This window comes from Rhizobium sp. BK650, assembly GCF_014195325.1.
Lineage (GTDB): Bacteria > Pseudomonadota > Alphaproteobacteria > Rhizobiales > Rhizobiaceae > Rhizobium.
Window position 1 is genome coordinate 544321 of the sequence record NZ_JACIBK010000001.1, and the last position, 21887, is coordinate 566207.

The 21887-nt window shown below is 59.8% G+C and carries 19 protein-coding genes; 7 read left to right on the plus strand and 12 right to left on the minus strand.

Annotated features, from left to right (window positions below; all coding sequences use genetic code 11):
• Positions 1–19 precede the first annotated feature (19 nt).
• The 4 genes from FHX15_RS02635 to FHX15_RS02650 are packed head-to-tail and all read right to left on the minus strand — an operon-like array spanning position 20 to position 4839.
• The gene (locus FHX15_RS02635; protein WP_184393422.1) at positions 20–1678 is read right to left on the minus strand and encodes a thiamine pyrophosphate-binding protein; all 1659 of its coding nucleotides are present in this window, start codon (positions 1676–1678) and stop codon (positions 20–22) included.
• A 13-nt stretch (positions 1679–1691) separates the two neighbouring features.
• Positions 1692–2891 carry a CaiB/BaiF CoA-transferase family protein gene (locus FHX15_RS02640; RefSeq protein ID WP_184393423.1) on the minus strand — a complete coding sequence of 400 codons (1200 nt, stop codon included), beginning with the start codon at positions 2889–2891 and terminating at the stop codon, positions 1692–1694.
• A gap of 45 nt (positions 2892–2936) precedes the next feature.
• Positions 2937–3893 carry a DMT family transporter gene (locus FHX15_RS02645; protein ID WP_184393425.1) on the minus strand — a complete coding sequence of 319 codons (957 nt, stop codon included), beginning with the start codon at positions 3891–3893 and terminating at the stop codon, positions 2937–2939.
• Between the two features lies 1 nt (position 3894).
• Complete coding sequence (locus FHX15_RS02650) at positions 3895–4839, minus strand: alpha/beta fold hydrolase (RefSeq protein ID WP_184393427.1); 945 nt, start codon at positions 4837–4839, stop codon at positions 3895–3897.
• A 158-nt stretch (positions 4840–4997) separates the two neighbouring features.
• Here FHX15_RS02650 and FHX15_RS02655 point away from each other — a divergent pair, with 158 nt between their 5' ends.
• The 4 genes from FHX15_RS02655 to metF all read left to right on the plus strand — a co-directional run bounded on the left by FHX15_RS02655 (position 4998) and on the right by metF (position 9578).
• Positions 4998–5735 carry a ribonuclease T2 family protein gene (locus tag FHX15_RS02655; protein WP_184393429.1) on the plus strand — a complete coding sequence of 246 codons (738 nt, stop codon included), beginning with the start codon at positions 4998–5000 and terminating at the stop codon, positions 5733–5735.
• A 107-nt stretch (positions 5736–5842) separates the two neighbouring features.
• On the plus strand, positions 5843–7492 hold the full coding sequence (gene ettA / locus FHX15_RS02660; RefSeq protein WP_184393431.1) for an energy-dependent translational throttle protein EttA: 1650 nt from the start codon (positions 5843–5845) through the stop codon (positions 7490–7492).
• Between the two features lie 157 nt (positions 7493–7649).
• Positions 7650–8675, plus strand: coding sequence for a metalloregulator ArsR/SmtB family transcription factor (locus tag FHX15_RS02665; protein WP_184393434.1), 1026 nt, complete (start codon positions 7650–7652; stop codon positions 8673–8675).
• Positions 8676–9578, plus strand: coding sequence for a methylenetetrahydrofolate reductase [NAD(P)H] (gene metF, locus FHX15_RS02670; protein WP_184393436.1), 903 nt, complete (start codon positions 8676–8678; stop codon positions 9576–9578).
• A gap of 423 nt (positions 9579–10001) precedes the next feature.
• On the opposite strand, the gene FHX15_RS02675 is transcribed toward metF, so the two are convergent.
• The 5 genes from FHX15_RS02675 to FHX15_RS02695 all read right to left on the minus strand — a co-directional run bounded on the left by FHX15_RS02675 (position 10002) and on the right by FHX15_RS02695 (position 15205).
• Positions 10002–10910 carry a DMT family transporter gene (locus tag FHX15_RS02675; protein WP_184393437.1) on the minus strand — a complete coding sequence of 303 codons (909 nt, stop codon included), beginning with the start codon at positions 10908–10910 and terminating at the stop codon, positions 10002–10004.
• 154 nt (positions 10911–11064) lie between these two features.
• The gene (locus tag FHX15_RS02680) at positions 11065–12291 is read right to left on the minus strand and encodes a lytic murein transglycosylase (protein WP_184393440.1); all 1227 of its coding nucleotides are present in this window, start codon (positions 12289–12291) and stop codon (positions 11065–11067) included.
• An 83-nt stretch (positions 12292–12374) separates the two neighbouring features.
• Complete coding sequence (locus FHX15_RS02685; protein WP_184393442.1) at positions 12375–13172, minus strand: GH25 family lysozyme; 798 nt, start codon at positions 13170–13172, stop codon at positions 12375–12377.
• Between the two features lie 120 nt (positions 13173–13292).
• Complete coding sequence (locus tag FHX15_RS02690; RefSeq protein ID WP_210290578.1) at positions 13293–13946, minus strand: class I SAM-dependent methyltransferase; 654 nt, start codon at positions 13944–13946, stop codon at positions 13293–13295.
• Between the two features lie 14 nt (positions 13947–13960).
• Positions 13961–15205, minus strand: a complete 1245-nt coding sequence (locus FHX15_RS02695; RefSeq protein WP_184393446.1) for a DUF3419 family protein — start codon at positions 15203–15205, stop codon at positions 13961–13963.
• Positions 15206–15401: 196 nt separating this feature from the next.
• Between FHX15_RS02695 and FHX15_RS02700 the strand changes: the two genes are divergently transcribed.
• A complete protein-coding gene (locus FHX15_RS02700) occupies positions 15402–16793 on the plus strand; it encodes a serine hydrolase domain-containing protein (RefSeq protein ID WP_184393449.1) in 1392 nt (463 codons plus the stop codon).
• A 26-nt stretch (positions 16794–16819) separates the two neighbouring features.
• Here the strand turns inward: FHX15_RS02700 and FHX15_RS02705 are convergent, their stop codons facing one another.
• The 3 genes from FHX15_RS02705 to FHX15_RS02715 form a co-directional block, all read right to left on the minus strand.
• Positions 16820–17788 (minus strand): lytic transglycosylase domain-containing protein, encoded by a 969-nt coding sequence (locus FHX15_RS02705; RefSeq protein ID WP_184393451.1) that lies wholly within the window; start codon positions 17786–17788, stop codon positions 16820–16822.
• A 115-nt stretch (positions 17789–17903) separates the two neighbouring features.
• Positions 17904–18539, minus strand: a complete 636-nt coding sequence (locus FHX15_RS02710; protein ID WP_184393453.1) for a LysE family translocator — start codon at positions 18537–18539, stop codon at positions 17904–17906.
• A 57-nt stretch (positions 18540–18596) separates the two neighbouring features.
• A complete protein-coding gene (locus FHX15_RS02715; RefSeq protein ID WP_184393455.1) occupies positions 18597–19808 on the minus strand; it encodes a pyrophosphate--fructose-6-phosphate 1-phosphotransferase in 1212 nt (403 codons plus the stop codon).
• Positions 19809–20229: 421 nt separating this feature from the next.
• Here FHX15_RS02715 and FHX15_RS02720 point away from each other — a divergent pair, with 421 nt between their 5' ends.
• Positions 20230–20937, plus strand: coding sequence for a DnaJ family molecular chaperone (locus FHX15_RS02720; protein WP_184393457.1), 708 nt, complete (start codon positions 20230–20232; stop codon positions 20935–20937).
• Complete coding sequence (locus tag FHX15_RS02725) at positions 20934–21695, plus strand: N-acetylmuramoyl-L-alanine amidase (RefSeq protein ID WP_184393459.1); 762 nt, start codon at positions 20934–20936, stop codon at positions 21693–21695. The genes FHX15_RS02720 and FHX15_RS02725 overlap by 4 nt, the downstream gene beginning before the upstream one ends.
• Positions 21696–21887 lie beyond the last annotated feature (192 nt).

Here is a 21887-nt window from a genome sequence, read left to right on the forward strand (position 1 = left end):
GAAAAGCCGGTAGGGAAACTTACCGGCTTTTCGTGTGGGCGATTTCCGAGAGCGTTCGTGTTGGCGTGATCGCTTCGGGATCGAGCTTGATTTCGATGATAGCCGGCTTGCCGCTGTCGCGTGCCCGCTCGAAGGCCGGAGCGAATTCGTCGGTCTTTTCCACTGTCTCGCCATGGCCGCCATAGGCGCGGGCCAGGGCTGCAAAATCCGGATTGGTGAGGTCGGTAGCGCTGACGCGGCCTGGATATTCGCGCTCCTGATGCATGCGGATCGTGCCGTAGATGCCATTATTGACGACAACCGATATGATCGGCAGGCCGTAGCGTATGGCGGTCGCAAATTCCTGTCCGTGCATCAGGAAGCAGCCGTCGCCGGCAAAGCAGATGACCTCTCTTTCTGGAAAAAGCTGCTTGGCAGCGACAGCAGCCGGCAGGCCATAGCCCATGGAACCTGAGGTTGGAGCCGCCTGCGTGTTGAAGCGGCGGAAGCGGTGGAAGCGGTGCACCCAGGTGGCGTAGTTGCCGGCGCCGTTGGTGAAGATCGTGTCCGGCTTGGTATTGGCTTCCAGCCATTCCATGATCGGCCCCATCTGCACGGCGCCGGGGCCTGTCGCCGGCGGCTTAGACCAGGCGAGATAGGCCTGATGCATACGCTCGGTGCGTTTGGCCCAGAGCGGTTCTGCTGGCGCTTCGAGATTGGCAAGCGCCGCGACGAAATCGGCAGGGCTGGCGCAGATGGCGAGATCGGGCCGATAGACGCGGCCGAGTTCTGATGGATCGGGATGGATGTGGACGAGCGACTGGGCGGGGAAGGGGATATCGATGAGCGTGTAGCCCGAGGAGGGCATTTCCGACATACGGCTGCCGAGCAGGATCAGCAGGTCGGCCTCCTTGATCTCTTTCGCCAAGGCCGGATTGATGCCGATCCCGACATCGCCGGCGTAACTAGGATGCAGGTGGTCGAACAGCATTTGGCGGCGGAAGGAGCAGCCGACCGGCAGGCCGAAACGCTCTGCGAAGGCCTGGAGATCGGCGACCGCATCGGCATCCCAACGGGTCCCTCCGAGAATGACCATCGGCCGTTCGGCCTTCAGGAGGCGCAGATAGAAGTCATCGATTTGGCTGCGGCCGGGATGGGTCTCGACGCGGGTGTAGCGTTTCGGTTTCGGGGCTTCCGCCTCGTCGCGCAGCATATCCTCAGGCAATGTCAGAACGACAGGACCCGGGCGGCCCGAGGTGGCAACTGCGAAGGCGCGGGTGACGAATTCCGGAATACGGGCGGCATCATCGATCTCGCCGACCCATTTGGCGAATTCGGTAAAGGCGCGGCGGAACTCCACTTCCTGGAAGGCCTCGCGCTCGCGCGCCTCCCGCTGCACCTGGCCGATGAACAGAATCATCGGGATCGAATCCTGCCTGGCGATATGCAGGCCGGCGGAGGCATTGGTGGCGCCGGGGCCGCGGGTAACCATGCAGATGCCGGGTTCGCCGGTCAGCCGGCCCCAGCAATCGGCCATCATCGCCGCGCCGCCTTCCTGGCGGCAGACGATGACATCGATATCGCTGTCATACAAAACGTCCAGCACCGCGAGGAAGCTTTCTCCCGGCACGCAGGACAAGCGCTTGACCCCGTTTGCCTTTAGCGCCTCGACGATCAACTGTCCGCCTGTCCTCTTCATGGCCCTTTCCTTCTCATGGCGACGTCTTCCTCTCCCATTCCAGAAGTTCGGCCAGAACCTCTTCATTATGTTCACCCAGACGCGGGCTCGGCCGTTCGTAGCGCAGCGGCGTTTCCGAGAGCGCGACCGGCGTGCGTACGCCCGGTATCACCGTGCCGGCTGCATCCGGCAGGTCGATGCGAAGGCCGCGCGCGACAATCTGCGGATCGGCAAACATTTCCTCGATGGTGTTGATAGCGCCGGCCGGCACGGCATTGTCCTCGCAGGCTTTCAGCAGATCGGCCTTTTGCCATTTCAGTGTTTCAGTCGAGACAAGCCTGCGCACTGTGTCTCTATTGGCAACGCGTGCCTTGTTTGTCGCGAAATTCTCGTCCTCGCCGATAACCAGGCCGAGGATCGTGCAGAGCCGGCGGAATTGGCCGTCATTGCCGACGGCGAGAATGAGATATCCGTCAGCCGTCGGCACCACCTCATAGGGCGAGATATTCGGATGCGCGTTGCCGAGGCGCACGGGCGCGTGGCCGGAAACCAGATAATTCATGTTCTGGTTGGCAAGCACTGCCGATTGCACATCGAGCAGCGCCATGTCGATCAGCTGACCTTCGCCCGTCTTCAGGGCATGGATGAGAGCGGCTTCGATCGCCGAGACGGCATAGATGCCGGTGAAGATATCGGCGATCGCCACACCTGCCTTCATCGGCTGTCCCTCAGGCTCGCCCGTGATCGACATGAAGCCGGACATGCCCTGGACGATATAATCGTAACCGGCGAGGTTTGCATAAGGGCCGGTCTGGCCGAAGCCGGTGATGGAGCAATACACGAGCCGCGGATTGATCGCCTTCAGGCTCCCGTAATCGAGCCCGTATTTGGCAAGCCCGCCGAGCTTGAAGTTTTCGATCAGCACATCGGCTGTTGCGACGAGGCGGCGCACCAGCGACTGGCCTTCCGCAGTTTTCAGATCTGCGGTGATGGAACGCTTGCCGCGATTGGCGGAGTGGTAATAGGCGGCCGAGAGGTTTTCTCCGTCCGCGCCTTCCACAAAGGGCGGCCCCCAATGTCTGGTGTCGTCGCCGCCATCAGGATTTTCTACCTTGATGACATCGGCGCCGAGATCGGCGAGCATCTGCCCCGCCCAGGGGCCGGCGAGCACACGCGCGAGCTCGACAACCCGGATGCCCGCGAGCGGCGGCTTCTTCTTCACGTCCTGCGTCATGATCCTCCCAGTTTCCTCCCGGGCTTCTCCCATGGCTATCAGATTTCAGGGCGCCCGCGTTGCCTCAGATGTATCGGATACGGGTTTGGAAGCAAAGCGTCGCTCCCGCCAGATGATGTAGAGGCCGGAGGCGATGACGATGAGGATGCCGAGCCATTTCAGGGCATCGGGAAAATCGCTGAAAACGAGCCAGGCAAAGACGGTGGCCGAGACGATTTCCAAATATTGCAATGGTGCCAGCGTGGAAGCCGGGGCGGCGCGATAGGCGTAGGCGGCGAGAATGCCTGTTATTGCCGCTGCAATGCCGGTGCCCAGCAGGTAGCCGAAGGCGGGAAGATCGGGCAGGGCCGTAGCGATGATGTCGGAGCCGCTGCCATAACCAAAAAACAGGATGACCGCGCAGAAGAAGATGCCCCAGAGGCCGGTCTGGAACTGCATGGCCCATGGGTCTTCCCTGTGCGACAGCACGCGTGTCATCAGCGCGAAGACGGCGATGCAGAAGGCGCTGACGACGGGGAGAAGCGCGATATAGCCGACCTCTTCGAAGCTCGGCTGGATGATCAGCATGGCGCCCAGGAAGCCGACGGCGCAGGCGCTGTAGCGGCGCCAGCCGATCGTCTCTTTCAGGAAGATGCTGCCAAGGATCGTCAGGATGATCGGCTCGACGAAGAAGATGGCGATGGCATCGGCAACCGCCATGACCTTCAGCGTCGTGACGAAGCAGATCATCGAGACGGTAACCATCGCGCCACGGATGGCATGATACCAGCTCTGTTTCAGCGAGAAATGAATCTTTGCGCCGCGCAGGAAGATGAAAGGCAGCATGGTGAGTGCCTGGATCACGAAACGGAAACCGGCGACTTCAGTGGAGGAAATCGTGGCCGTCGCAAGTTTCGAGAAGATGTCGATCAGCGGCGAGATCAGCACCGAGAGCAGCATGAAGAGCAGGCCGAACGTCACTTCGGAAGAGGCGGGGTGGCGTGTGAAAGTCGTGCTCGTCATCTCAGGTTCTTTCGCTTGGGACCGTGCGGATCGCCTTGTCGCACCAGTCGGCAAAATCCGCGATTGCCGCTTCCGCGCCGATTTCGTTCAGCGTTTCGTGCCGCATGTCCTGATATATCTCAATGCTGATACGGGAGAAGCCGTGACTTTTCAAACGCTTTGACAGCCAGAGCACGGCTTTCCCCTTGGACGTTGCCGGGTCCATGCCGCCGCCGACCAGATGGATCGGCATGTCCTTCGGCAGCTTTTCAAGCTGTTCCTTTTCGATGCCGCGGAAGGTGAGGGCGAAGACGTCGAGCCAGAGGGACACCGACGCATTAAAGCCGCAGAGCGGATCGGCGATATAGGCATCGACTTCGACTGGATTGCGCGACAGCCAGTCGAATTCCGTCCGGTGATCGGGAATGGAATTGCTCCAGGCGGAAAACGTCAGCCTCGGCAGCATATCGCTCGGCACATCCGAACCTTTCAGCATGCGCTCGGCAAGCAGGGCCGCCTGCGCGGCACGGCCCGAAAGGCCAATCGCGAAATTCGAATTCCAGACGGCAAGGGCGGCGAAACGGCCGGGAAGATCTGCTGCGGCATTCAGGGCGATCAGACCACCCATGGAATGGCCGAAGAGGATGACGGGAAGGCCGGGATGGCGGGAGGTGGCCAAATCGTACATCGCGGCGATGTCGCTGACGACGCGCTCAACGCCGCTCCGTCTCGCAAAGCGGCCGAGTGGTGCATCGGCAACGGTCGTCTCGCCATGGCCGCGATGGTCGTGCGCATAGACGTGGTAGCCCCTCACAGCCATGGCTTCGGCAAAGCGCCGGTAGCGGCGGGAATGTTCGGCAAGCCCGTGCGAAATCATCAGGATGGCTCGCCCTTGCCCCTCTGAGGTCTGGTGATGATAGGCAAGCGAAGCCTCGGCGTTATTAAGCCGCAATGTCTCGGAAAACATGCATTCCTCCCACGCCCCAAAAGACCCAATGTCAGGGCAAATGCAATATTGCGGTTTCGCTCATACATGGGAAACGGACACGCCACCGCGATTCAGGGTTGCGCAAGTCTCCGCTTCGTGCTTGTTTGTTCCCGTATTGTTCTTTGTCGGGGTTATTAATGGGCAAGTTTCTCCTCACAACTTCCATCCTGTTCCTTTCGCTTTCGTCAGCCGGGTCCGTTTCCGCGCAGGAAAGCGGCCGCACACGATTCATCCTGGCTGCAAGCTGGCAGCCGGCATTCTGCCAGACCAATCAGAAGAAGGCCGAATGCGCCAGCCAGAGCGGCGATCGCTATGATGCCACCAACTTTTCGCTCCACGGCCTCTGGCCGATGCGCCAGGACTATTGCGGCGTCCCTGATGATCAGAAGGCCGCCGATAAAGACAGCGACTGGAAGAGCCTGCCGGCGGTGACCCTCTCGGCCGAGACGAAGGCTGCGCTCGACAAGGCGATGCCCGGTACGCAATCGGGGCTCGAGCGGCATGAATGGATCAAGCATGGCACCTGCACGAAGATGAGCGCCGACGACTATTTTGCCACTGCCGTCGGTCTGATTGACGATCTCAATGCTTCAGCCGTGCGCGATCTCTTCGCCGCCAATGTCGGCAAGGTGCTGAAGGCCGATGCGATCAAGTCGGCCTTCGACAAGAGCTTCGGTCCCGGCGCCAGCGACCGCGTGAAGATGAGCTGCAGGCGCGTCGGCAATAAGCGCGTGATCAGCGAGTTGACGATCGGGCTATCGCAGGATGCCGTTTCGGCCTCTGCAAAGGAGAAGGGCCTTAGCGGCCTTATCCAGGGAGCGGGGCAGACTTCCTTCGGCTGTGACGAAGGCCTAGTCGACGCCGCCGGCTTCTGAGGGAAACATGCCGAAATCCTGACGAAACAGGGTTTCGGCGTTGCCCGCGGGCGTGGTTTCGCCTACATAGCGGCCACGTTTAAAGTTTCCGCCCGGAGCATCCCAGCATGGCACGTCAATTCATCTATCATATGTCAGGCCTCAACAAGGCCTATGGCAACAAGAAGATCCTCGAGAACATCCATCTTTCCTTCTATCCCGATGCCAAGATCGGTATCCTGGGTCCGAACGGTGCGGGTAAGTCCACCGTGCTGCGCATCATTGCCGGCCGGGACAAGGAATATACAGGTGAAGCCTGGCTCGCCGAAGGTGCGACCGTCGGTTACCTGGAGCAGGAGCCGCAGCTCGATCCCAACAAGACGGTGTTCGAAAACGTCATGGAAGGCGTTGCCTCCAAGACGGCGATCGTCGATCGTTACAACGAGCTGATGATGAACTATTCCGACGAGACTGCGGAAGAGGGTGCAAAGCTTCAGGACATCATCGACAGCCAGAACCTCTGGGATCTGGAAAGCCAAGTCGAGATGGCGATGGAAGCTCTGCGCTGCCCGCCGCGCGATTCCGATGTCACCACGCTGTCGGGTGGTGAGCGTCGCCGTGTCGCTCTCTGCAGGCTGCTGTTGTCACAGCCTGATCTGCTGCTGCTCGACGAACCGACCAACCATCTGGACGCCGAAACCATCGCCTGGCTCGAGAAGCACCTGCGCGACTATCCGGGCGCCGTGATGATGATCACCCACGATCGCTACTTCCTGGACAACGTCACGGGCTGGATCCTTGAACTCGACCGCGGCCGCGGCATTCCTTACGAGGGCAATTACTCGGCTTACCTTCAGGCGAAGGCCAAGCGCATGCTGCAGGAAAACCGCGAAGAAGCCTCGCGCCAGAAGGCAATCAGCCGCGAGCAGGAGTGGATTGCTTCGAGCCCGAAGGCTCGTCAGGCTAAGTCCAAGGCGCGTATCAAGTCCTACGAGCAACTGGTTGAGGCCGCTGAAAAGCAGCGTCCCGGCGACGCCCAGATCATTATCCCGGTCAGCGAGCGTCTGGGCCAGGTCGTCATCGAGATGGAAGGCATCACCAAGGGCTTCGAGGGCCGCACGCTGATCAACGATCTGTCGATCAAGCTGCCGCCGGGCGGCATCGTCGGCATCATCGGCCCGAACGGCGCCGGCAAGACGACCCTGTTCAGGATGATCACCGGCCAGGAAAAGCCGGATGCCGGCTCGATCCGCATCGGCGAGACCGTACATCTCGGTTATGTCGACCAGAGCCGCGACGCGCTCGACGGCAACAAGACTGTGTGGGAGGAAATCTCCGGCGGCGCCGAGGTCATCAAGCTCGGCAAGTTCGATATGAACTCGCGCGCCTATTGCGGCGCCTTCAACTTCAAGGGGGGCGATCAGCAGCAGAAGGTTGCCAATCTCTCCGGCGGTCAGCGCAACCGCGTGCACCTTGCCAAGATGCTTAAGGCCGGCGGCAACGTCCTGCTGCTCGACGAACCGACCAACGACCTCGATACGGAAACGCTCGGTGCGCTTGAAAGCGCACTGGAAAACTTCGCCGGCTGCGCGATCATCATCAGCCACGATCGTATGTTCCTCGACCGCCTGGCCACCCATATCCTCGCCTTCGAAGGCGAGGGCCATGTGGAATGGTTCGAAGGCAACTTCGAAGACTACGAACAGGACAAGATCCGCCGCCTCGGCCCCGATGCGCTGAACCCCGGAAGTCAGGCCCACAAGCGCCTGACACGCTGATCTATTCTTTTCGTCTTTCGAAAGCCCCGGCCGGTCCGGGGCTTTTTGATGTCTGCCGTCGTTATCACCAAAGACAAGTTCGCAAATCGATAAAATGCCGCTTGCCTCGCTTGCTCAAATCACATAAAGATATCTTTATATGTTGATTGGGCAGGATATGAGCGAACCCTTAAGGCTTGGACTGGACGCGTTAGTGGACGTCTTGAAGGCGGCCGGCGAACCGACGCGCCTACGGCTTCTGGCGCTGCTGGCGGCGGGCGATCTCACCGTGACCGATCTTACGGAAATTCTCGGCCAATCCCAACCCCGCATCTCCCGGCATTTGAAGCTGCTCGGCGAAGCGGAGCTGATCGACCGGTATCAGGAGGGCGCCTGGGCCTATTTCCGGCTGGCGCAAGAGGGAAAAGCCGCTGCCCTAGTGCGGGCTTTGCTGAAGCATGTTTGGGAAAACGATCCTGTAGTCCAGCGTGACGGTGAACGCCTTGCGGCCGTCAAGCGCCAGCGCGCCGAGCGGGCGCAGGCCTATTTCAGCCGCAATGCCGCCGAATGGGACGAGCTTCGCCGCCTGCATGCCGCCGATGAAGAGGTGGATGCCGCCGTCATCAAGCTGCTTGGCGGCAATCCTATCGATTCCCTGCTTGACCTCGGCACCGGCACCGGCCGTATGCTGGAGCTTCTAGCCGGCCGTTATCGCCGAGCGATCGGTGTGGATGCCAGCCGCGACATGTTGAGCGTGGCGCGTGCCAATCTCGACAGGGCGCATATCACCACGGCGTCGGTGCGCCATGCCGATATTCTGAATCTGCCTTTCGAGGGACAGGATTTCGATCTGGTGACGATCCATCAGGTCCTGCATTTTTTCGATCAGCCTGAGATCGCCATTGCGGAGGCCGCGCGCATGCTGCGTCCTGGCGGGCGCCTCGTCATCATTGATCTTGCGCCGCACGGCCTTGAATATCTTCGCGACGAACATGCCCATGTCCGTCTCGGCTTCTCGCATCAGGCCATGTCGGACTGGGTGCGCAAAGCGGGGCTCGATGTCGAACAGGTCGTCGATCTTCATCCGGGGCAGCAGGGCGAGAAGGGACTCACAGTCACCATCTGGCTTGCTCGAGACCCTCGGCGCCTCATGGCTTCGCTGGAGAGCGACGGTGCCGTACCTATATTTGCCGGGAGAGAATGAATGACCCAAAAAAACGACGTCCGCCGCCGCGATATCGTATTCTCCTTTGAGTTCTTTCCGCCGAAATCCGAGGAAATGGAGGGGCAGCTCTGGAACACGGTCCGCGATCTGCAGGACTGGAATCCGGAATTCGTTTCCGTGACCTATGGCGCAGGCGGTACCACCAAGGCCCCGACACTCTCCACAGTCACGCGCTTCCTGACCGACACGCCGCTTGCGACTGCGTCGCACCTCACCTGCGTCAGCGCCACGAAGGAAGAGACGCATCAGGTCGTCGATAGTTTCCGCAAGGCGGGTGTTACGCATTTCGTGGCTTTGCGTGGTGATGCACCCGGCGGCGTCGGTGCGCCCTACCAGCCGCATCCCGGTGGTTATGCCAATGCGGCCGAACTGGTTGCCGGCCTCAAGCAGATCGGCGATTTCGAGATTTCCGTCTCAGCCTATCCGGAAAAGCATCCGGAAAGCCGCGACCAGGCGGCCGATATCGACATGCTGAAGCGCAAGGCGGACAATGGCGCCGACCGAGCTTTGACACAGTTCTTCTTCGACAATGACAATTTTGAGCGCTATCTGGAAAAGGTGCGCGCCGCCGGCGTCGGGATCCCTGTCGTGCCGGGCATCATGCCGATCCAGAACCTGACGCAGCTAAAGCGCTTTGCCGGCGCCTGCGGCACGGTTATCCCAGCCTTTCTCGATGAACGTTTTGCCGGATATGACGACAAGCCGGAGGAGCGGGCTAAGATCGCCGCTGATGTCGCAGCCGAGCAGATCGAGGATCTCGTCCGCCGAGGTCTGCACGAATTCCATCTTTATACGATGAACCGCGCGCCGTTGGTCTCTGCTGTCCTCGAGAATCTCGGTTTCTCGCGACATGCGGCGAGAAATGCCGGTGCCGCCGCCTGATCCGATCGGTTTCACAGGCAAGGGAAAAGCGCATGTCCGGCTGGGCATGCGCTTTTCAATAGCTGGGGCTGATTGTTTCAGGAGTTCGGTATTTCAGTCTTTACGCTTCGCCTGGCTCAAATGAAGAGCATGGTCAAGACGAATGCGAACGCTGCACTGACCAACAGGACATTCAAGGATTGCGTAAGTCCCATGTCTGCCTCCTCGCGTTAACTGACTAATAATATGTCGGAAATGTGCTGATTGGGAAGCGCTTCTTGTGCTGCGCTGCCGAAGAGGACAGTGGACAAGCTCGACCCACGACTCGCAAGCCGCTGAAATGAAATGGGAAAATCCGCCTCACAAAATTTAACGATCAGTTACGATCCGGTAGCCGCGATTCACACTTTTGGCGGAAGGGTGGCGCAGTGCAGCATAACCATTTCAGGCTACTGCGCCGGAGCGCCGGCGGTAGATGCGGCCATCCAGTATGACAAGCCCTGCACCGATCAGCGCCATGCCGGCAATCTCGGTCCTTTCCAGTCGCTCACCCAGGAACAGGAAGCCCAGGAGGATGGCGCCTGGTGGTACGAGCAGCGTCACCAATGAGGCGTTGGTCGCACCGGCCGCGGCCATGATGCGGAAGTAGAGAATATAGCCGAAGGCCGTGGACAGCAGGGCAAGCGCCAGAATGGCTGCAATGGAATTGAGTGACGGCGCAGCAAGCGCCCAGGGGTGGTCCGTGGCGAGGGACAGCGGCAAGGTCACGAGCGAGGATGCCGTCATTTGGCCGGCAGCGATAACGGGCGGCGCCACACCTTTGAAGCGCTTGCCGTAGGTGGCTGCAAACCCGTAGGAGACCGCGGCGACGACGGGCAGGAGGAGCGCCCAGAGGGGCAGGCCGCTGCTATCAGTGATGCTCGGGCCAATGAGGACGATTGTGCCAAGAAGGCCAGTGAGGCAGCCGATGATTTTCGCCGTGGAGATCTTCTCATCCGAGGTCAGATAATTGGCGATGAGTACCGTCCAGATCGGCGTCGTGGCATTGAGGATTGATGCTAGGCCGGCGCCGATACGTGTCTGGCCGAAGAAGATCAGCGCATGGGGGAGGGCATTGTTGAGGATGCCGAGAACGAGGAATTCGCGCCAGCGGCCTTTCAGCAGCGGGTAGATGCCAAAACGGCCACCGACATAGATATGAAGAGCAAGTGCCGCGATGGAAAGACGCAGGAAGACAAGGGTGAGGGGCGGCACTTCGGCAACAGCGATACGCGCGAAGAAGAAGGAACCGCCCCAGATCAGACCAAGGAGGGCAAGGAGCGCCCAGGTCACCGCGCTCATTCTCTGCTCCATGACGCTTCCTCCCGCTGCATGGGAAGTTCTACCCAATCAATAGGGAGCTGCCACCCGATTCATGCGGCCAGGTGGCGGGAGAGCAATTGCCCTCTATCTTCGTACGCAGTTGCGGACACAAAACCGCTGCGCAGCTTTGGAATTGCTCCAGGGATCAGAGCGCGTTGAGCAGGGCCGGCGTTGCCCAGCCATCAGCCGGGATACCGAGGCGAAGCTGTTCTTTCTGGATTGCGACACGGGTGCCGGAGCCAAGGATGCCGTCGATTTCGCCGACGTCGTGGCCGAGCGAGTCGAGCTTCGTTTGCAGCCGCTTCATCTCTTCGTTGGAAAGGCCTTGTTCAGGCGTGCCCTTCAGATAGGTGGGTGCGCCGGAGAGGCGGGTCGCGAAATAGGCGGCAGAGGTCGTGTAGATGAACGACTTGTTCCATTCGAGATAGATCTTGAAATTCGGATAGGCGATGAAGGCCGGTCCGAGGCGACCTTGTGGCAGCACGAGATCGCCTTCGAGATTGGCGAACCCCGTATTGCCGTCGCGCGGCTTGACGCCAAGGCTGAACCATTCGCCTGCCGTCATCGTGCCGCCGAGACCGGATTTTTCCCAAGGCAGATTGTCGGGCACGGTGACTTCCTGCAGCCAAGGCTGGCCGCGCTCGAAGCCGAGATGCTGGATGAACTTGGCGGCCGTCAGGATTGCATCGGGGCCGCTCTGCTTGAGGCGGACATGGCCGTCGCCGTCGCCGTCCATGCCATAGGCGATAATATCACGCGGCAGCATCTGAACCTGGCCAATTTCGCCAGCCCAGGCGCCCGTGTTGGTCTGCGGATCGAGATCGCCATGCTGGACCATCTCGATCAGGGCGATCAGTTGCGGGCGGAAGAGTTCCGGGCGGCGGCAGTCGTGGGAGAGCGTCACAAGCGCGTTGCGCGTGTTGAAATCGCCCTGCACGGCACCAAAGTCGGTCTCCATCGCCCAGAAGGCGGTGATGACGCCCGCGGGAACGCCGAATTCCTGTTCGGCGCGGGCGAAGACATCGGCATATTGCTTCATCTTCTGGCGGCCGATGTCTAGCCGGGCCTGGCTGACGGTACGCTGCGAAAATTCGAGAAAGGTCTGACGGAAGACACCCTGGGCGCGGTCGCGGCTCAGGACCTTCGGATCGATCTCGGCGCCGGCGAGTGCCTGATCGGCGGCTTCGGCGCTTGCGCCAGCTGCTATCGCGTCCTTCTTGACGCCCTGGAGGAAAGCGGAGAGATCGCCGCCGCACGGGGCTGCCGGGGCTGAAGCTGCCGCATCCGGAGCCTGTTGGGCGCCAGCGCCTGTTGCAATGGCGCAGGCAAACAGAAGAGCAAGTGCAGAGCGGCCTTTAAGCGGGCGGTGCATGAAACGATCCTCGTAAAATCACATAGAATTCCGTCGCTTTCTCAAAGGAATGTGACAGAAGCAAGAAAGATCAGGATACGTTACTAAGAATTTCTATCCTTGGAAACGTCAGCGACCCAGTTGTTCCAGTTTTTCGCGGAGCCGGCGAAGACATTGATGTCGGTCGGCCCTTGAATGCCGGGGATGACGCCTGTCGACGTGTACTGCCAGAAGGCCCAGCGGCGGTCGGCATAGGTTACGTCGGGGTGCTTGGCCGTCGAGCGGACCCAGAAATGATAGTCCTGGAAGTAGCCGGCGAGATTGTCGCGGTGGAAATCGACCGAAGTATAGATGATCGGCCGCTTGCCGTAATAGGCTTCCAGCCGATCCATGAAACGCTGCATTTCGGAGCGGACCGTCGCCGGGTCAGGGCGGAAGCGACAGGTTTTCGATTCGGCATTCCATTCGACGTCCAGCACCGGAGGCAGGCGCATTGACTCCCTGGGGACGTTGCGAATGAACCAGTCGGCCTGTTCGTCGGCAGACGAGCAGAAATAATAGAAGTGATAGGGCGCATGCGGAATGCCGGCGGAAGCTGCTTCTCGCCAATATTCGTCAAAGCGCGGGTCGACCCTGTCCTTGCCTTCGGTCGCTTTGATGAAGGCAAAGGCGACGCCCGATTTGCGTACCGTCTGCCAGTCGATATCGCCCTGCCATTTGGAGATGTCGATGCCGTGAATGGCGTTTTGCTGCGGCTGCTTTCGGCCGAAATCCTGCGGATCGGTGTCCTTGAAGCGCGTCTTCGGCTTTATCGAAGCGGTTTCGAGATAATCATAACCGGTGGAGCTGCAACCGGCGAGCAGGAGGGCAAGCGGCAGGACGCAAAACAGAAGCCGACGCATAGATATTCCGTCGTGATGATAGATCTGCCCCACAGCCTGACCTTCGAATAGACGCGCCCTGCAGAGGGAATAACCCTCTTTTCTGATATCAACGTAAAAAAAACGTTATTTTCAAGCGAATTATGAGCGCTTGCTGATAAGCGTCGCACGCCAGGCATATCCGCCGCCGATGGTCTCGAACGACAATTTTGCATTGTTTTCAATGGCTTGTGCTTCGAGCACTTCACGCAGATTGGCGCGAGGCGTGACGTGGAATTTTGTCAGCCAAGCCTGCAGAAGCTTACGGAACCACGTGGGCAGGCTTTCCTGCTGGCCGAAGTCGACGATGTGGAGTTCGCCGCCGGGATTGAGTGCTGCAATCGACGCATCCACCGCACGTTCCCAATCCGGGATCATCGACAGCGCGTAAGAAATGAGAATACGGTCGAAGCCGACAGTCCCGAATTCGCGCGGCGTATAGGCGGTAGCGTCGGCTACGCGAAAGTCGGGGATCGTCGCCTTGGCGGCGAAGGTCTTGCGGGCGGAAATCAGCATTTCCTGGGAAATATCGAGGCCGTAGAGCCGGGCGGTCGGGAAGTGTTTGTGCGCGAGCGCCATGTTACGGCCGGTACCGCAACCGACTTCGAGCAGCGTGCCGCCTTGGGGAACGTCGAGATTGCGGATCGTGCGATCACGGCCGAGAAGGTAATATTTGCGAGTCAGGTCGTAGAAATGGCGCTGGTAGCGGTACATGCCGTCCATCAGATCGGCATGTTCCTCGCTCTTGACGGGCATCTCGCTCGCCTTGCTCACGCCTTGTTCCCGTAGATGTGGAAGCCGCCGTAAATCGCCGAGCGGTCCTGGGTGGTCATTTCACGCGACTGTTCCTCGAAATAATGCCACTGGTCGCGAATCTCACGGGCGAGGCGGCCTTCGATAATGCTCTTTTCGGCAGCCGTGCGGAAGATCACGCGGGCGCCTTCGCGCGCCGTGCGGGTGATCTCGCGCCAGACATCGTTGAGCTGCTGGTCGGTCATCCAATCCTGTGCGTCGAGCAGGATGTAGCGGTCGCGCGAGGCGGCGGGCTCGCCGGCCAGAAGCTCCGTAAAGCTTGCGTGATGGACATTGACGCGGTCGACATTGGCGCGGATCACTTCGTAATGCTCCGGCTTCAGATAGGTCGGCAGCGGGCCTTCCTCGCCATCGGCATAGCGGCGTGCGAAAGCCTGCCAGGCGAAGTAATTGTCGCGCATCGGGAAATGACAGGCTAGCTTTTCCAGGCGGTGTTTCAGGACCGGAGCAATGGAATTTTCGGCGGCAAGGCTTGCCAACTCGTCATACTGCTGTGGAGGGATGCCGAGACCGAAGAGCGAGCTCTTACGATTGGTGATCCAGCGAACGACTGGCTTTTCGAAGAGCGGAGCGATCTGGTCGTCGAAGAACTGGCGCTGCTCGTGGATCGACCGGGTCTTGGTCATTTCCTGCAGCTTCACGCCGTGCAGGCGGGCGAGCAGGTGAGCAGCACCGATGAAGCGACCGAGCAGGCCGGTTTCATAGATATTGCGGTTGAAGACGGTGACGCGACGACGACCGAACTTGCGGGTGTTCCAGTAAGCGCGGGTGGTCTCATCGAGGTTGGGCGAAAGGAGGCTGTCGAAGAGCCGGCTGTTCGACTTCTCGTTCGGCATTGCCAGGAAGCGCACGAGATCGGAATGACCAGGGAGGTTCTTGAATGCGGCAAGCTTCAGCTTGTTCAGTGCGATATGGTGCGGATTGAGGTCGACCACGTCGATGGAAGCCGGCGCCTTGGAAAGATAGGCGAGCATGTTGCAGCCGCCGGAACCAATCGTGACAATACGGTGATTGGGCTTCAGCTCCATCGCCTGCATATCGAGATCCGGGTCTTCCCAGATCTGCGGATAGACAAGGCCGGAGAAGAGAAGGCCGAAAAGCCGCTCGGAGAAGCCTTCCTTGGAAAAAGCCTTGTGGCGGAGAAGCGCTGCCTTGAGTTTCCGGTTCTTGCGGAAGCCGGTATCCGGTGCAAATTCCGACATGAGTCTGTCACCTTTTTAGCGTTCAGGGCGTGTAACGCGCCTCTGCTACAGTTTGATGACGAGCTCTGTGGGCCAGGGCTTCCGAGAAGGCGGCGAAGACTTCAGCGAAATTTGAAGTCGATCGAAACGCTTCTTTTCGCTTCTCTCTTTTCGCGGAACTCATTTCCTGCTTCTCTCCGTTACCGTGGAGGATTGCATGCGAGTTGTTCTGCGTATTTTCAAGGGCTTGGCCTTGCTCGTCATTCTCGTTGCCATAAGCGGAGGGGCATGGCTCTCCGTCAGCCCGCCGGAGCTCCTGAAAGTGGGCAATGGATATGCCGCCAAGATCGTCTGTTCCAATGTCTTTATCGCCGGGCGCGATCCCGACGACGTGCTCTATGACGATGTTCAGGCGCCCGGAAACCCGTTGCTGCGGCTGTTGCGTGTCGAGGTCGATCGCGACAGCGGGCGGGTAACTTCACGCTTCATGGGTCTGTTTGCGCCAAACTACGCGCTTTATCGTAGCGCATTCGGCTGCACCAGCGTGCCCGATGGGGATTTTGATGCCGCCGCCAAGGCTGTGCCGCTGCTGCCGGCGCCGCGGGTGGGCCAAAACGACGCGGTCTGGCCTGATGGAGAAGGCGTCGATCAAGCAGCCGGCAATGCGAAGATTGCAACACTTCTGGCGGATGCCAGGCTTGCTGGGCCGGCGATGCGGGCGATGGTGGTCGTCCAGGACGGCCGTATCATTGCCGAGAGCTACGGGCCGGGCTTCAGCGCCAGCACGCCACTTGTTGGCTGGTCGATGACGAAGACGGTCAATGCAGCGCTGATCGGCCGGCTGATGATGTCGGGCAAGATCTCCTATGACGACACACATCTCTTGCCGCAGTGGGCGAACGATCCGCGCGCCGAGATCAAGCTTTCCGACCTGATGGGCATGGAAAGCGGCCTCGCCTTCAACGAAGACTACGGCGCCGTCGCCGATGTGACGCGCATGCTCTATCTTGATCCCGATATGGTTTCGCTGCCGGCGAGCGCGCCTCTTGTGGCCGTACCGGGGACGGATTTCCACTATTCCAGCGGTACGGCACTGCTTCTGTCGCGCATCTGGATGAACAAGGCCGGCGATCCGCGCGCGGCTCTCGACTATCCCCGTGATGCGCTGTTCGGTCCGCTTGGCATGACCAGCGCCGTTTTCGAGGCCGATGAGCGCGGCACGTTTGCCGGTAGTTCCTATCTCTACGCTACGGGGCGTGACTGGGCGCGTTTCGGCCAGTTCCTGCTCCAGGACGGCGTATGGAACGGGCAGAGGCTTCTGCCTGAGGGATTCGTTGCTATGATGCGGACGCCGACGGCAAGTTCAGGCGGCCAATATACGCAGGGGCAGGCTTGGCTTTCCGGGCCGGGCGGCGGCACGAGCGCCGAATTCGGCCTGCCGCAGGATACGTTCTGGCTGCAGGGCCATGACGGGCAGACGGTTGCGATCGTTCCTTCGGCCAACCTCGTCTTCGTGCGAATGGGGTTGACGCCGAGTTGGCTGGGCTACCGGCCGCAGGTGATACTGAAGGAAATTCTGAGCACACTGCAGTCGGCAAAGGCCGGCTGAAGTTCGTCAGCAATGATGTCTCAGGATCAATAGTTGCCCTGGGCGATGTCTGTCATGCCCTTGCGCTTGGCGTCGTAATAGTAGCCGCGCGCATAAAGACGAACGGCGTCGTCTTCCCTCTTATCGGAGACCTGCCAGGCGCCCTGCAGATACTTGCCGGCATATTTGATATTGGTCTCCGCATCGAAGAGGCCGGCGGGGTTGCCGTCATAACCCATCGACTTTGCGGTGTTGTACTTAATCTGCATGAGACCGAAGTAGCCGCGCTTGTTGTAGGCCTTGGCGTTGTAACGGCTCTCGCGATGGACGACGCGATGGAGCAGCGATTCTGGAATTTCGTAAAGTTTCGAATATTTGCTGATGAGCTTGCTGACGACGCTCTTTTCGACGGTCGGCGCATCGTCGCCGTCGTTGTCGCTGAACATCGGGGGGGCTGTCGGCGGATCGATCGGGCCGGACTCGTCGAAGCCGTAATCCATGGTGAAGCGGGGCGTCGTATCGACGGCGGCAAGCGCTGCGAGCGCCCCATTTTGCGGCGTCGTGGCCGCGAAGGCGAGCTGCGTCGAAGGGCTTGCCGGAGAAGCCGGGCGCGGTGTCGGGATGACGGACTGGATCGCCGTCATTTCCGGTGTCAGCGGAATGGGTGCATAGCCGTTAACGGCAACCTGCTGGACGCCTGTCTGCATTGCCAAGCCGCCAGCCTGTTGCTGGACGGGCGAGACAACGGCCGGCATGGCTGTGCCCGTCAGGACGGGGGAGGTGGTTTGCTGCTGCGGTGTGATCGTTGCGACGGCGGAAGCGTTTGCACCTTCGGCAGTCGGGATCGCCGCCAGCGTTGCGTCTTCACCTGGCTTCGGCATGGGAATGACGGTCTGCGCGGCGGTCAGTTCTGCCTGAGAGGTATATTCGACGCTCGCGCATCCGGTAATGACGCCGCAGAGCATGGTAGAAACCACGAGACTGCGCTTCAGGCCGGAAAATCCGATCGCTACCATTCTCTCACTTTCGTGACTCGCGCCGCCCCGGCAGCGTCTTAAAAGTTATCAAATACCTTAAGCCCGGGAGTAGCCATTAACTTATTCGTGGCTTTGCGGCAACCACGGATTATTACTAGGCTGCAATACGGCGATATCCGGCTGTTACGGCTCCTGCTGCGATGAGCAGAGTGCCGCCAGTCCGGTTGACCGCACGCTGGACGCTCGCCTTCCGAATCAGGCCACGGGCGGCATGGGCGGCCAATGCGTAGAAGGAGGCATTGATGGTGGCGAGCACGAGGAATGTCGCCTCCATGATCAGCATCTGGTTGAAGAAGGGAAGGGCCGGGTTGAGGAACTGCGGTACGAAGGCGACGAAGAAGACAATGCTCTTCGGGTTCAGCGCCGTCACCACATAGGCGTGCAGGAAAATCCGCAGGGATTTTTCTTCCGGCAGATTGTCGTTATCGGCGAGATGGCCGCCGATGATCGGCGCCCGCCACAGCTTGATTCCAAGCCAAATCAGGTAGGCGCCGCCGATCCACTTCAGCACGGTGAACAGCGTTGCCGATGCGGCGAGCAGGGCACCGAGACCGAAAAGCGATGCCGTCATGGCTGTGAAATCGCCGAGTGCCACGCCCGAAACGGTTGCCAGCGCCGTTTTCCGGCCATGACCAAGCGCATAGGAAACGACCAGAAGAATGGTCGGTCCCGGTATGGCGAGCATGATGGCGGATGCGGCCGCAAAAGCGAGCCAAGCTTCAAGCGACATGGAATCTCCTCCTATTCCCAGAGAACAAGCAAAGACACCATATTAGCCATCCGTCAATCATGCCGCCCTGTATTTTTGCCCGATCTGGCTCATTACTTCACCAAACCATCCGGTGGAAAGATCAAACGGTTTGCCACCCTTGATGCGGGGAAATTCTATTGTGCGCAACTTGCCGTTCTGCGCTTCGTCATGGCCGGTTACACCCGAAATCTTGTTGAGAGCGCTTTCGACGGCGAGGTCGACCATGCTCTGGATCAGCCGCAGATCTTCACCGTTTGCCGGTGCGGAACGGGCGAAATAACCGGATTTCTGAACAAGCGAGCGCTCGGCGTCGAGAAGGCTCGCGAACTGTTTCTGGAACCAGGCGCCGACATTGATCGTGTCGATCTTCACATGCCCGAAGGCATCGCGCTTGATCGTCTCGCCGGCGGCTTCGCGCTCGGCGACGATGGCGTCGAGGCAGGCGCCTTCCGAGACAAAGATCGTCGCATGGCCGGTGCGGTCCATGGTTTCCTTCAGGCGTGCGGCTTCGGCGTCGAGATCGAAGGCCATTTCCGGCAGGTAGACGGCGTCGATGCTCTTCATATGCTCGTTCATCATCAGACCATCGACATATTCATTGCCTTTGGTGCGGTGGAGATAGGCGCGGGCGGTGGCAGCCGTCAGCCAGCCGCAGTGGCGGCCCATGACTTCATGGATCACTAGCGTGCGCGGTGCTGCCGTCTGCTCGTTGCTGACATTGTCGAAGAAGTGGGCGCCGACTTCGGCAGCCGTCCAAGCGCCGAGCGATTGGCGGATCGGCACGACATCGTTGTCAACCGTCTTCGGCAGGCCGACGACCGTAAGGTCATAGCTGTTTGCAGCGAGGTAGGCGGCAAGATCGGCGGCCGTGGTGTTGGTGTCGTCACCGCCGATCGTGTGAAGGATGGTGACGCCATCATTGGCAAGGCGTTCAGCCGCAACACGCAGCGGGTTTTCGCCCTCCTTGACGAGACCACGCTTGACGCAGTCGGCGGCATTGGTGAGCTTGACGCGACTATTGCCGATCGGCGAGCCGCCGTAGCGGTGCAGGAGCGGCGCCTTTTCGCGCATCTGAGCATTGATCTGCACGGCGTCACCGAGCAGTACGCCCTGATAACCGGACTTGTAGGCGATGAGTTCGATATCCGGCGCGACGTCGCTATAGCGCTCGATCAGGCCGCCGACGGCGGAAGAGAGGCAGGGCGCCAGGCCTCCGGCGGTCAGCATTGCTACTTTCTGTTTGGCCATAATCCCTCCTTTGGCGCCTGACGCGCGACTGCGTGCAGCTCAGTCTCTGTCTTATGCATGTCATTATCGCAAAACCGCTGCAGACTTTTGCGCGACATGCTTCAGGTAACGCATGGATGCGGCAGGGAAAGTGCCCTGTAAAGTAAAGAATTTACGAAAACGCGCCTTTCTGCAGGGTGAGACGCGGAAGTGGCGATATAATCGTTTCAACGCTGGTCGACCCATCCATAAGTATTGTGGAAATCGCAGGGCCTGGTGTGGGATACTACGGAAACTGACGCGGTGGATGGCCGTCTCAGGCGACCGTTGCCGAATTGTGAAAACTGTTTTCGAGGTTACGACCAATAGCCGCCTTGCAATGGCAACGATTATTTGGTCAACGTGTTTCCTCTAGAACTTGCTGCATTGCGGGAAGATGACGATGTTTTTCTGGGAAAAACTGGTGAATGCCATTGGCAACGCCGCGGGCAATGCGCTGTCCGCTGTGGTCGAGGCTATTCGCACGGTTTTCGAAGGCGATCCGGAGACGCGCCGCAAGGTTGCCTTCTCGGTGGCCGTCATTGCGCTGTCTGCGAAGATGGCGAAGGCTGACGGTATCGTCAGCGAAAAGGAAGTGCAGGCCTTCCGCGATATCTTCGAGTTTCCGCCGAGCGAAGCGAAGAATGTCGCGCGCCTCTATAATCTCGCTCGTCAGGACGTTGCCGGTTATGAGGCCTATGCCGCGAAGCTATCCACGCTCTGCTCGACCTGCGCTGCCAACTGCCCTGTTCTGGAAGATGTGCTCGACGGCCTGTTCCATATCGCCAAGGCAGACGGACTGATCCACGAGAAGGAAATGAATTTCCTGCGCCATATCGCCGAGATCTTCCAGATGAGCGAGGCCCGCTTCGATCAGATCGCTGCACGCCATGTTTCCCATGGACGCGACCCCTACAAGGTTCTCGGCGTTTCGCCGGCAGATGATTTCCCGACGATCCGCCGCCAATACCATGTGCTTGTCAGTGAGCATCATCCTGATCGGCTGGTCTCGCGCGGCGTTTCGGAAGAGTTCTATGTGATCGCCAATGAGCGCATGGCGGCCCTGAACGACGCCTACGCGGCGATCGAAAAGGAACGTCGCGCCGCATGACCTCATTCGAGGCCGACTACTCTAAGGCGCGCGTCCAGCCCTCGCCGAACTATGGTGAGCGCGCGGGTGGCCACAAGCCCGATATGATCCTGTTGCACTATACTGGCATGCCAAGCCCCGACGGCGCGCTCGATTGGCTCTGTCGCGACGAAAGTCAGGTTTCCTGCCATTATTTCGTGTTTCCGAACGGCGAGGTCGTGCAGCTGGTGCCGGAGAGCCATCGCGCGTGGCATGCGGGCAAGAGTTTCTGGCAAGGCGAGACGGATATCAACTCGCTGTCGATCGGCATCGAGATCGCCAATGCAGGTCATCCGGGCGGACTTCCGGACTATCCTAAAGAGCAGATCGAAGCGGTGATCGAATTATGTCGTGATTGCGGCGATCGCTGGTCAATCGCGTCTGAAAGGGTGCTTGGCCACTCCGATGTCGCTCCCGTCCGCAAGGTTGACCCGGGCGAGAAATTCCCCTGGCGCGACCTGCATCAGGCGGGTGTCGGCCATTGGGTGGAGCCAGCCGCTATCACGGGCGGACGCTTCTTCCAGCGCGGTGACCGCGGTCAGCCGATCGAGGCGTTGCAGTCCATGCTATCACTCTACGGGTACGCCACTGAAATCACGGGCGAATTCAGCGATAAGACAGCTGGCGACGTCGAAGCTTTCCAGCGGCATTTTCGCCCCGAGCGGGTGGACGGGATCGCCGATTTCTCGACGATCGATACGCTCCATCGCCTGCTATCTGCGCTGCCGCGTTATTCCTGATCTTCCATCGTTTCCGGCATTACCGATTTTTCACATTGGCACCTGAAATTCGGCCTGCCACATCATTTCCCTATTATCTCCTCATTGCGATGGTCTAAGGGCTCCCGTCAAACGACGCCTGAGGTTGTTCCCAAGCTAAATCCAAGGCGTGATGTGAAACGATAAGAATTGCTGAGAATCCCAATCAGTCCT